This window comes from Litorivivens sp. (assembly GCF_057445395.1).
The window spans coordinates 61,805-72,997 of the sequence record NZ_JBVBUV010000012.1 but is presented as its reverse complement, the minus strand read 5'-3'; the positions used below and the strand labels follow the sequence as shown (position 1 = coordinate 72,997).

Sequence of the window (11,193 nt, the reverse complement as noted above, 5' to 3'; positions counted from 1 at the left end):
CGGTATTAGCTTATATCTCGCCCATACACATGTACTTGAGCGACATGTACTCGTCGATGCCGTAGTGCGAGCCTTCGCGGCCAAAACCGGACTGTTTGACACCGCCAAAGGGTGCCACTTCGTTGGAAATGATGCCTGTGTTGATCCCCACCATGCCGTACTCCAGCGCTTCGGCAACGCGCCAAACGCGGGAAATATCGCGGCTGTAGAAGTAGCTGGCGAGACCAAACTCGGTGTCGTTGGCCATCTGAATGACCTCATCATCGCTACTGAAGCGGAACAGCGGCGCAACCGGCCCGAAGGTTTCCTCGCGGGCAATCAGCATATCCTGAGTCACATCGGCCAGCACGGTGGGCTCAAAGAAGTTATCGCCCAAGGGCAGGCGTTTTCCGCCAAACAAGGTGCGAGCACCTTTGGACAGGGCATCAGCGATATGTTCTTCAACCTTGTTGACCGCCGCATTGTCAATCAGCGGACCCTGCGTTACACCCTCGTCGGTTCCATTGCCGACCTTCAACTGACCCACAGCCGCCGCCAACTTTTCAGCAAAGGCATCATAGACCTTGTCATGCACATACAGACGATTGGTACACACGCAGGTCTGGCCTGCATTGCGATATTTGGATGCAATCGCGCCCGCCACTGCCGCGTCGAGATCGGCATCTTCAAATACGATGAATGGCGCGTTACCGCCCAGCTCCATGGACAATTTTTTCAGCGTCGGGGAGCACTGCTCCATGAGCACACGGCCCACTTCGGTGGATCCGGTAAAAGACAGTTTCTTGATCACCGGGCTATTGGTCAGCTCACCACCAAGCAATCGAGACTTGCCGGTAATCACATTGAATACGCCTGCAGGAATACCCGCCTCGTCAGCCAGCACCGCCAGTGCGAGTGCGGTCAACGGCGTAGCATCTGCCGGGCGCACGATCATTGAGCAGCCCGCCGCCAGTGCTGGGGCAGCCTTACGCGTAATCATGGCCGCCGGAAAATTCCACGGGGTAATTGCTGCACAAACACCAATCGGCTCTTTGACCACTACCAGTCGTTTGTCACCTGCCGGGCTGGGTATAACGTCACCATAGGTGCGCTTGCCCTCTTCCGAAAACCATTCGATGAAAGAAGCTGCGTAACCCACTTCCCCCTTGGCTTCTGCCAGAGGCTTGCCCTGCTCAGCCGTCATGATTTTTGCAATATCATCAGCGTTGGCAGTGATCAGGTCGAACCACTGTCGCAACAGACCGCAGCGCTCTTTCGCCGTAAGTTTTTTCCAGCTGCGATAGGCTGTATCTGCTTGTCCAATTACGATTTGGGTTTGTGCAGCGCTCAGCTTGGGGACACTGCCCACCCGTTCTCCGGTCGCCGGATTGAAGACCTCCGTCACCTCACCAGTATCACCGTCAATCCACTGGCCATTGGCATAGGCCTGATTTCTCAGCAAGTCGGGTTTTGCGAGCGAAAGCATGGGGGTGTCTCCAATTAAAGCCTGCGAGCAGGCTGACAGGTCAGCGAGAGAGTTTCTGTAAAATGCCTCCCCTGACCCGGCTCTTTTTTGTAGAGCGGGCTGAGTCAGGGAAAGGTTTCAGCCCAACAGCGATTTCAGATCGACTGTCTCATCCGACAAGGTCGCGGCATCAGACTTAACACGACCAGCCACCAGTTTCTTGGCAATCATGAAATCCTTGGGCCGGTTTACGGTGTCGGCAGAAATAATGACGCCGTTAGCCAGATAAAAGGCCGAAAAGTTGTTGTCTTCCATCGAGCCACGAATAACCACTTCTTCGTAACCCTGATTGATACCGACCATCTGCAGCTTCAAGTCATACTGATCAGACCAGAACCAAGGCGCGCCGTTGTGCTGAGCCTCTTTGCCACAAATAGTCGCCGCGATCACACGCGCGCCTTCAGAGGCATTGGGCACCGATTCCAAACGGATGCGACGCAGCAGGAAACCGTGATCGTGGTTGGCGCAATCGCCGGCAGCAAAAATATCCGGATCGCTACTGCGGCACTGCAAATCAACCAGAATGCCGTTGTCTACGTCGAGACCCGCAGCTTCGGCCAACTCGGTGTTGGGAATCAGACCAATGCCGACGATAATCACGTCAGCCTGCAGGCGGGTACCATCGGCCAGCACGACGGTTTCAACCGTGTCGCCGCCTTCCAGTGCTTCCACACCAGCACCCAGCTTGATATCCACACCTTTGGCGCTGTGCACACCGTAGTAATATTCCGACAGCTCAGGGCCGGTAACGCGGGCCAGCAGGCGAGGCAGCGCCTCGACCAGCGTCACATTCAGCTCTTTCTTGATGCCAACAGCAGCAGCTTCCAGACCAATATAACCACCACCGATAATCAACAGCCTTTTGCCTGGCTGAAACTGCGCCTTGAGGCGCTCGATATCCGCGATGGTGCGCACATAGTGCACATTGGGCTTTTCGGCGCCGGCCAGCGGCAAGCGGCGGGCGTGGCCACCGGTACAGAAAGCCAGCTTGGTATATTCAATGACTTCGCCAGTATCAAGCGTGACGGTATGGGCGGCGCGGTCAATACTTTCCACCCGCACGCCAGTCTTCACGTCCACGTTCTGCTTTTCGTAGGTGGATGCCGGCTTGATGTAGAGCTGAGCTTCGCTCATTTCACCGGAAAGGTAGGCTTTGGAAAGGGGCGGACGCCGGTACGGCAATGCAGGCTCTTCGCCAATTAATACGATGCGACCCTCGAAGCCCTGCTGACGCAAGGCCGTTGTCATGTCGCCACCGGCCTGACCCGCGCCGATAATAACAACGGTTTCGCTCACAACTGGCTCTCCGGCAGATGAATCACAACGCCGTCCAACTCATCTTTCATGATGATCTGGCAGCTCAGGCGACTGGTAGGCTTGGGATCAATCAGGCCATCGAGCATGTCCACTTCGAGCTCATCCGGCTGACCGGTTTTAGCTGCCCAGGCGTCGTCCACAATGCAGTGACAGGTCGCACAGGCACAGCCACCACCGCAGTCGCCCAGAATGCCGGATACGCCATTGTCGATAGCGGCCTGCATGAGGTTATCGCCGTTTTCTACATCTACTACGGTTTTTTCGCCATCAAAGCTGACGTACGTTACTTGACCCATGAGCCTTTACTCCACACTGCACCATCGAGGATGGCTGTTATTCATGATTCCAATTTGCGCCGCGCTGACGATCAGCCGGGCTCGTAGGCGCAAAATAGTAGCAAGTTCGCCCACCATGTCCACTAAACTACCTGTAAGACTTTACCTGACGGGCAATGGAGCTATTACAGCGCTACAATCCGATTTATACCCGCCCTACTACCGGCAGCAAAGCGCCAGTGACCGCTTCTGCGCGAGAGCTCAGCAAAAACAGAATGACATCCGCCAACGCTGCCGGCGTCACCCAAGTTGAAAAATCTGCGTCAGGCATGGCATCGCGGTTAGGTTTGGTATCAATAATGCTGGGCTGAACCGCATTCACCGTGATATTGCGCGATTTTAGTTCCTCGGCTAATGCCTCGGTCAGGCGAGATACACCAGACTTGGACGCCGCGTAGGCACCGAGCCCCATATCTGCTTTGACCGAACCGGCAGCACTGATATTGACGATCCGGCCACCACTAGCCGGAATATGCGGCAGTGCGGCTTTACTGGCATTGACGGCGGTGCGAACATTCAGTTTGTAGAGAAAATCCCAGGTATCAATGGAACCTTCTTCCACAGTTTCCCAAGCGAAACCGCCGGCAACATTTACCAGCGCATCAATGCGCCCGGCTTTTGCGGCAATAGCGGCGAAGGCCTTACTGGTGGCCTCTGCATCGCTGAGATCCAGTGCCGGTGTTGCTTCCACTCCGGCTTCTGGCTGACCATCCACCACATCGACTGCATATACGGTAGCGCCGGCTTTCGCCGCCGCACCCGAGACTGCACGACCCAGCGAACCCAGTGCGCCGGTAACCACTACTACCTTGTCTTTTAATTCCATAAGAACCTAGCTTTCCGTCGGAGCACCGAGGTATTTATCCATTTCCCGATGCATGTTCATGATCATTTTCTCATAGTTCTCAGCAAGCCATATCTGCTTGCAACCCAGAGAATGCAGACCCTTCTGCATACGGGGGATGTTACCAAGATCCTGACGAGGAATCTCCAACACCTGTTCGGGGTTCATGTAATCAGTGACATCTTCACGAATCGCGCGCGGCACAGCTTCGTCAGCCGGGTAGGTTTTTGTCGACAGAATTTCGAAGGTACATTTGTCCGGATCACGCGCATCGGGCATCACCCGGTAGATCATGGCATTGCCCGCATTGGGCAAGATCAAAAGATTCGGAAAGATAAAAAACTCACCGCCCCACATGCCCAACACTTCCGGCTCCGGTTTCGGCATGGGGCGCTGCTTTTTCGCGGCGTCGGTATATAGCGCCTTCACAAACTCCGCACCGAGTGACGAGCCTTCAGGAATTGGCTTGCCCTTGAGAGAGCGGGCAATCTCAACATCGGCTTTTAATACCTGGGCATCCATTCCTTCGGCCAATAGATTCAAGCGATCCGCCATCGCGTCTACTGGATCGACCCCGTCCGGGTAGTTGGTTTTGCCCTGCATGGCCGTGTTCTTTCCTGCATAAAACCGGCCATGACCATAGGGAAAAGCATCCGTAGTAATATTATGGTGAGTGAACTCAACCTCTGCATTCGGATCATCACCGTACACAACCGCAGCGGCCTTCACCTCCAGCTGGGGGTGAGTCGCCGGAACATGATAACCTTCAAAGAAAGCCTCTTGCGCCACTTTCCAGTTAGCCGGTACGGCAATGCCTTTCCACCAGTAGTTGCGCATCTCACCAATGGCAAGATCTTCCAGCAACTGTTTTACCGGTGAGATAAAGTCGTCAAACGGAATCGGATTCTTATCAAAGTTGATAAAAACAAAACCGGCAAAGACCACATGCTGCACTTCACGCAACGCAACGTCTTTGTCCTCGAGCTTACCGCTCTTGAACTCGTGACGCTCGAGCACAAACTGATTGTTACCCTGCAAATCCCAGCGCCACCCGTGAAAGGGACAAATGATGCGATCCTTTTCAAAATGACCGCAGCCCCCGTCTGACAATGCGGTGCCCCGGTGTGGACAGACATTGTGAAAAGCTTTGATCGTGTCGTCGTCGACCCGCACGATAATGACCGACTGATCACCAATCGTGTAAGTGGTGTAATCGCCCCGCGCCGGAATCTCATCCAATCGCGCAGCCGCCTGCCAGACCTTGGTCCAGAGCTGTTCAAACTCCAGCTTCAGAAAGGCGGGGTCGGTATATCGCCCGGTACGAATACCGTGCGACAACAAACGCCAGCTTTCGGGCCATTCGGCCCCGGTCTTTTCAGCAGCTATCAGGGTCATTTCACACTATCTCCGCAATCAGCGATCCCACATCGTAGGCTTCACCCGTCTCAGCGATGATTTTCAGCTTGCCAGAGGCAGGCGCTTCAACTTCCTGAACTGATTTATCCAGCTCCAGGGTGTACAGCAGCTGACCTTCTTTCACTTCTTCGCCGTCGGCGACCAGCCATTCGGTCAGGGTAGCTTCCTGCGTAGAAAAGCCGATGGAAGGAATGCGAACTTCTGTGCTCATGATTTATTTCCCTTCAAGAGTTTCACGAATGGCCTTTTCAATATCGCTGGCCTGATAAAGGAATGCGCCGTGTTCCAGCTTGCGTGCAAAAGGTACCGCACAATCGGCAGATGCTACGCGCTTGATCGGCGCCTTCAGATTGCCAAAGCAATGTTCTTGCAGACGTGCCACAACCTCGGCGCCCACACCAAAGCTGCGAACCGCTTCATGGGCAACGACAGCTCGGCCGGTTTTGTTGACCGACGCAACGATGGTGTCAGTATCGAGCGGAGACACGGTACGCAGATCGACAATCTCAACGGAAATGCCATCAGCCTCCAGTTTGTCGACCATTTTGCGCATGTCTTTCAGCGGGCGACCGTAGCTAATAAAGCTCACGTCCGTGCCTTCTTTCTCGACATTAGCCTTGCCCAGCGGAATGCTGTAATTGGCAACCTCCGGCGCCGGGCCTTTGTCGGCGCGGGTCAGGGCGTCTTCGATAAACAGGCAGGGATCGGGATCATCAATACAGGCGCGCAGCAGACCCACTGCTTCGGCTGGCGTTGATGGAATAACTACTTTGATACCCGCAGTGTGGCAAAACCAGGCTTCCAGCATATCTGAATGCTGACCCGCCGCGCTCATACCTGCACCCGTGCGGGTACGGATGGTTATCGGCACGTTGGTCTGACCGCCAGACATAAACCGCAGCTTAGCGGCGTGGTTTACGATCTGATCCATTGCCACGGTGATAAAGTTCATCAGCATGATTTCGGCGACAGGCTTCATGCCGGCCAGCGATGCGCCAATAGCCGCCCCAACAATCGCCTGCTCGGAAATTGGTGTAGTGCGCACGCGCTCCATGCCATGTTTAGGGCCCAGACCCCCGGTTACCTTAAATACACCGCCGCCTTCTTTCTCTCCAATATCCTCACCTAGCAAAATGACATTGGGATCGGCCGCCATGGCCTCATCCAGGGCACGGTTATAGGCTTGTGTAAAAGTTATTTGATCGCTCATGGCTTAGGCGGCTCCGTATACGTCTTTTGTCACTTCGTCCAATTCGGGCTCAGGGCTGGATTTGGCAAATTCAACCGCCGCATCGAACTCTGCATTGATTTCCGCGTCGATCGCGTCCAGATCCGACTCTGCAGCAGCACCACTGTCCAGAACCTGCTGACGAATCGTAATCATTGGATCTTTCGCCATTTCAGCTTCCAGCTCTTCCTTGGGAATGTAAGGTGCCTGGTCGCCAAAGTAGTGGCCCATGTAGCGGAAAGTCATGGCCTCGATCAGGGTCGGGCCGTCGCCGGCACGAGCACGGGCAACCGCATCGCGCATCGCCGTCCACATCTCTTCAGCGTCGTTACCGTTAACCCGCACACCCGCCATGTTGGGTCCGTAGGCCACAGCGCGAGTCGCAATGCTTTCCACCGGGGTAGAGTCTTCGTAGGCGGTGCATTCCTGATAGCGATTGTTCTGACACAGGAAGATAACCGGCAGTTTCCACAAAGCCGCCAGGTTCAGTGCTTCATGGAAGGCACCGATATTGGAGGCACCATCACCAAAGGTAGCCACTGACACGCGGCCGTCACCTTTGAGTTGTGAAGCCCAGGCCAAACCGTTAGCTATAGGCATACTCGAGCCCACCACACCGGTCGTTACCATCACCCCTGTCGGCGGGTGGGTAATATGCATGGCACCGCCCTTGCCCTTACAGGCACCCGTGACTTTCATAAAGTACTCGGCGAGCAGCACATCCAGCGGCATACCCTTGGCCACCTGATCGTGAATGCCGCGATAAATGGTGCACAGGTAATCTTCGCTGTTCAGATGCACGCCCATACCGGCAGCAACTACTTCCTGCCCGCGCGGGGAGTAATACACCGGATGCATGGCGCCGGAGCGGATCAACCCACGAATTCTTTCGTCGACTATATTGATCTTACGGGCTTTCTTATAAACCTCGAGAAGATGGGCGGGTGAAAACGATTCTGTCGTACTCATTGGCTTTCTCGACTTTTGTAGTTGCTAGTAGTGGCCAAATGTATGGCTGAACAAGGCTGCGTATTTCTACTGCTAAATTCTGCTGTTAAAAGGCCACGTGAATTATGCTTGTGTTAGACTTCGTATTGTTCAACAATGCTGTCCATTATGGACAGGGCTGTTGGGAATGTAAAGTGCCCGCCAGCCCAGTATGCAGATGTGTTCATTAAAAGATAGACAGCCTCCACGGAGACTGCCAGTGAGCACTCAATATATTCTTCAAAAACATAGCGTTACAAACATTATTAAACGATTGCACCCCAGCAGAATACGCATCAGCGGGGGCGCAAATCAGCCCGCCGAGGGCACCCGGAACACTTTGCCGCAAGGCAGCGAAATTTGACCAGCGCCACACGGAGCACACTATGTCCACAGCCAAAGCCATGAGCCCAGCGGTCGAAAAACCAGCGCATATTCCCGATGAACTGGTATTCGACTTTGACTACTACGCCGACCCCGGCCTGCTTGCCAAAGGCCACGATCGCGCCCTGGAAATAGTGAAAGAAGCGCCGCCCATTTTCTGGACACCGCGCAATGACGGCCACTGGATGCTGATGGGCCATAAAGCCGTGTTCGAAGGCTCCAAAGCAACCGATCTGTTCAGTAATTCTCCAATCCCGTGGGAAGACCTGCAGGCCATACTGAATGATCTGCCAGAAGACCAGAAGCCGCTGATCCCCTCCCCCATCACGCTTGATCCGCCGTTGCACACTGCGTTGCGTCTGCCCCTGCAAAAAGCCTTCTCGCCCAAGGCGATGAAAGCTATAGAAACCGATATCCGCAAACTCGCCAGCGACTTGGTGGCTTCGGTCAAGGACAAAGGCGGCTGCGAGTTTATGTCCACCCTCGCAGAGCCGCTGCCAGTTACCGTGTTCCTGAAAATGTTTGGTCTGCCCACTGAGCGACAGGGGGAGTATCGCGCGTTGGTAAAAGAGCACCTGGCCTCCACCGATTTTGATCCGGGCGCAGTACAAGCGCGACTACGCAAGGTTGCGAACATCATGCGCGACACGATTCTTGAGCGTAAGGAAAACCCGCAGGACGATGTGCTTTCGATGCTCTGGGCGACCGAGATTGACGGCAAGCCCATGACGATGCACCAAATAGAGAGCTATGGCGTCATGATATTCGTTGCCGGTCTCGACACCGTCATGAACGGCATGGGACTGGGCGCCATTCACCTGGCCAAAAACCCCGAATTCCAAAATAGCCTGCGCGCAGATCCGAGCAAGGTTGCACCGGGCAATGAAGAAATGTTGCGGCGTTATACCTTTACTCTACCTGTGCGTTTTCTCACGCAAGACACTGAGTTTCAGGGCGCGCCCATGAAGAAAGGCGAAAAGGTAATTTTGATGCTACCCGGCGCTGATCTCGACCCAAGCGTTTACGCCGAGCCCGCTACGTTCAACACTCAGCGCGAGTCCGTCCACATCGCTTTTGGCGTCGGCCCCCATCGCTGCCTGGGCTCTCACCTGGCGCGAATTGAAATGAACGTGCTTTATGAAGAAATGTTGAAAGGTCTGCCTGAGTTCCGGCTCGACCCAAGCAAACCCGTGCAATATCACGGCGGCCCGGTATGGGGTCCGGAACAGGTTCACCTGGTTTGGTAACGCTGCACCTCGGCACCCCCTGGGTGCCGTCTTCTCTCTTTGCTATAACGCCCCGTTCTCGAGTGACGCAAGACACACTGCACTGAATCACCACAGAGGCTTCGAAATCTGCCACTACTGAAGTAGAGTGACAAACACAACACCAAAAACGACGTATCCGATCATGATAGATGCCATCACCACCCCCCTTGAGGACTCTTCCATTGACGGTATCACCTACCGCAATGTGCCAATCAGTTTTCGTAGTCGTATGATCGTTGCGCTAATGCGGCTGATCGCCAAGCCCATGCTGGCGCGAATGTCGCGCGCTACACCGGACAAACTCGGCAAAATACAGCTACGGGTTGCCTCGCTGGTGTGGCCAGACATCGAGGACATGCCGATACGTTATGACATCGTCGGCAATGTGCCGGGGCACGTATTTGGCGATATCAGCCAGACCAGCAAGCCCCTGGTATTGTGGCTTCATGGCGGCGCCTTCTTCCTGCCAGCCGCCCCCAATGCCCATCTGAGCATGGCCGCCAGGCTGTGCAAAGCCATTGGCGCTGTCGGCTTTATGCCCGACTACCGCCTGGCACCGCTCAACCCTTTTCCTCGCGGCCTGAACGACTGCGAAGCAGCCTATCAGGCAGTGCTTAATGCTGGCTTTGCGCCCTCGCGCATCGTGCTCGGCGGAGATTCCGCTGGCGGCAACCTGCTGTTCGGTCTACTGCAACGGCTTCGCAACAACAGCCTGCCTATGCCTGCTTGCGCGATCCCGGTGTCACCGGCCACTGAACTGGGTCGCATTCACGGCCCAAGCTCCCGCCATCAACTGGTAAAACGCGACCCTTTATTGCCGCTAGCCGCCCTGGTCAATGTGACCGCCATGTATTGCGGTGAACACGACAGCGCAGACCCCGAAATTTCACCGCTCTATATGGACTGCCAGGATCTGCCGCCAATGTTTTTCCTGTGTAGCAGCAACGAAATACTCATGGACGAGTCCGTGCTGTTGGCCCGACGGTGCCAAGCAGCAGGCGTCGATACCACTTGTCACGTATGGCCGGTGTTACCTCACGCCTTTCCACTCTTTGCGGATGTGTTTCCAGAAGCCCGCCAGGCCTGCGAAGACATTGCCGCCTTTGCTCGGCAGCACCTTGCCGGCCAATGACGTCAGGAGAGTGTTAAAGCGACGCCCAGCAGCGCGTCAGCGGTCAGCTCTGGCTCAGAGATCATCAGGTCGTGTCCGGTATTAATTTCCCAAAATCGCCCTTGGGTAAACTCACGGATCTGCTGACGAATCTCATCCGTCAAGCTATCGATCTGCACGGCGCTGAAAACAAAAGAAATGGGGATTGCTCGCATCTCCGCCTCGTTGTTAAGCACCAGCTGTTGCTCGAAACAACGCCAGGGATGAGGGGTCAACTTAGGCTTCATCCAGGCAATCTGATCTGGGTCTGTCACGCCATAGAAACCCATGGGATCATCACCGGGAAACAGCACCAACTCCATACCGTCGACCACGCGCATCTTTTCCCGAGCTGCCAGGATTACCTCGCCGGCATGATCAACTAGCGACTGTCCGTTTTCGGGAAAAGCGGCATCCAGATATACCAGATTGGCAATGCGATCGGTGACACGGTCGGCAACTCCGGTGATCACCATGCCGCCGTAGCTGTGTCCCACCAGAATCACGTTGTTCAAATCTTCAAACTGAATCAGCTTTACGATATCCGTAATATGCATATTCAGATCGACAGCATCACTCAACAAGTGTTCGCGATCAGCAAGCCCGGTCAACGACGGCGCATACACTTCGTGTCCCTGTGCCCGAAGAATTTTCGCCACGCTCTGGTAGCACCAACCGCCGTGCCCGCCACCGTGCACGAGTACAAATGTCGCCATCGTTGTACCTTTTATCGTTAGAGACTGTCGTTTTCTCAGAGTAC

11 protein-coding genes are annotated in these 11,193 nt (G+C 55.0%); 2 read left to right on the top strand and 9 right to left on the bottom strand.

All coding sequences use genetic code 11. The features are described from left to right. Positions 1-10: 10 nt before the first annotated feature. From AC222A_RS05980 to AC222A_RS05945, 8 genes are all read right to left on the bottom strand, one after another. Positions 11-1,465: an NAD-dependent succinate-semialdehyde dehydrogenase gene (locus AC222A_RS05980; protein ID WP_372763748.1), complete on the bottom strand. Its 1,455-nt coding sequence runs from the start codon at positions 1,463-1,465 to the stop codon at positions 11-13. Positions 1,466-1,582: 117 nt separating this feature from the next. Beyond that, the gene (locus AC222A_RS05975) at positions 1,583-2,800 is read right to left on the bottom strand and encodes an NAD(P)/FAD-dependent oxidoreductase (protein ID WP_372748089.1); all 1,218 of its coding nucleotides are present in this window, start codon (positions 2,798-2,800) and stop codon (positions 1,583-1,585) included. Beyond that, complete coding sequence (locus tag AC222A_RS05970; RefSeq protein WP_372748090.1) at positions 2,797-3,117, bottom strand: 2Fe-2S iron-sulfur cluster-binding protein; 321 nt, start codon at positions 3,115-3,117, stop codon at positions 2,797-2,799. The genes AC222A_RS05975 and AC222A_RS05970 overlap by 4 nt, the downstream gene beginning before the upstream one ends. A gap of 184 nt (positions 3,118-3,301) precedes the next feature. Next, complete coding sequence (locus tag AC222A_RS05965; protein ID WP_372781298.1) at positions 3,302-3,982, bottom strand: SDR family NAD(P)-dependent oxidoreductase; 681 nt, start codon at positions 3,980-3,982, stop codon at positions 3,302-3,304. Between the two features lie 6 nt (positions 3,983-3,988). Continuing rightward, positions 3,989-5,395 (bottom strand): aromatic ring-hydroxylating oxygenase subunit alpha, encoded by a 1,407-nt coding sequence (locus tag AC222A_RS05960; RefSeq protein ID WP_486774740.1) that lies wholly within the window; start codon positions 5,393-5,395, stop codon positions 3,989-3,991. A 1-nt stretch (position 5,396) separates the two neighbouring features. Further along, positions 5,397-5,627 carry a biotin/lipoyl-containing protein gene (locus tag AC222A_RS05955; RefSeq protein ID WP_372748093.1) on the bottom strand — a complete coding sequence of 77 codons (231 nt, stop codon included), beginning with the start codon at positions 5,625-5,627 and terminating at the stop codon, positions 5,397-5,399. A 3-nt stretch (positions 5,628-5,630) separates the two neighbouring features. Beyond that, complete coding sequence (locus tag AC222A_RS05950) at positions 5,631-6,626, bottom strand: alpha-ketoacid dehydrogenase subunit beta (RefSeq protein ID WP_372748095.1); 996 nt, start codon at positions 6,624-6,626, stop codon at positions 5,631-5,633. Positions 6,627-6,629: 3 nt separating this feature from the next. Continuing rightward, the gene (locus tag AC222A_RS05945; protein WP_372748096.1) at positions 6,630-7,613 is read right to left on the bottom strand and encodes a thiamine pyrophosphate-dependent dehydrogenase E1 component subunit alpha; all 984 of its coding nucleotides are present in this window, start codon (positions 7,611-7,613) and stop codon (positions 6,630-6,632) included. Between the two features lie 404 nt (positions 7,614-8,017). Between AC222A_RS05945 and AC222A_RS05940 the strand changes: the two genes are divergently transcribed. Both AC222A_RS05940 and AC222A_RS05935 read left to right on the top strand, forming a co-directional pair. Then, positions 8,018-9,262 (top strand): cytochrome P450, encoded by a 1,245-nt coding sequence (locus AC222A_RS05940; protein WP_372748097.1) that lies wholly within the window; start codon positions 8,018-8,020, stop codon positions 9,260-9,262. 127 nt (positions 9,263-9,389) lie between these two features. Continuing rightward, positions 9,390-10,415: an alpha/beta hydrolase gene (locus tag AC222A_RS05935; RefSeq protein WP_372763745.1), complete on the top strand. Its 1,026-nt coding sequence runs from the start codon at positions 9,390-9,392 to the stop codon at positions 10,413-10,415. 2 nt (positions 10,416-10,417) lie between these two features. On the opposite strand, the gene AC222A_RS05930 is transcribed toward AC222A_RS05935, so the two are convergent. Further along, complete coding sequence (locus AC222A_RS05930; protein ID WP_372748099.1) at positions 10,418-11,149, bottom strand: alpha/beta hydrolase; 732 nt, start codon at positions 11,147-11,149, stop codon at positions 10,418-10,420. Between the last annotated feature and the right edge of the window lie 44 nt (positions 11,150-11,193).

Bases quoted from the DNA above. Each gene is read 5' to 3' on its own strand.
- AC222A_RS05955 (WP_372748093.1), bottom strand. From the start codon at position 5,627: ATGAGCACAGAAGTTCGCATTCCTTCCATCGGCTTTTCTACGCAGGAA.
- AC222A_RS05930 (WP_372748099.1), bottom strand. From the start codon at position 11,149: ATGGCGACATTTGTACTCGTGCACGGTGGCGGGCACGGCGGTTGGTGC.
- AC222A_RS05945 (WP_372748096.1), bottom strand. From the start codon at position 7,613: ATGAGTACGACAGAATCGTTTTCACCCGCCCATCTTCTCGAGGTTTAT.
- AC222A_RS05960 (WP_486774740.1), bottom strand. From the start codon at position 5,395: ATGACCCTGATAGCTGCTGAAAAGACCGGGGCCGAATGGCCCGAAAGC.
- AC222A_RS05950 (WP_372748095.1), bottom strand. From the start codon at position 6,626: ATGAGCGATCAAATAACTTTTACACAAGCCTATAACCGTGCCCTGGAT.
- AC222A_RS05965 (WP_372781298.1), bottom strand. From the start codon at position 3,982: ATGGAATTAAAAGACAAGGTAGTAGTGGTTACCGGCGCACTGGGTTCG.
- AC222A_RS05980 (WP_372763748.1), bottom strand. From the start codon at position 1,465: ATGCTTTCGCTCGCAAAACCCGACTTGCTGAGAAATCAGGCCTATGCC.
- AC222A_RS05970 (WP_372748090.1), bottom strand. From the start codon at position 3,117: ATGGGTCAAGTAACGTACGTCAGCTTTGATGGCGAAAAAACCGTAGTA.
- AC222A_RS05940 (WP_372748097.1), top strand. From the start codon at position 8,018: ATGTCCACAGCCAAAGCCATGAGCCCAGCGGTCGAAAAACCAGCGCAT.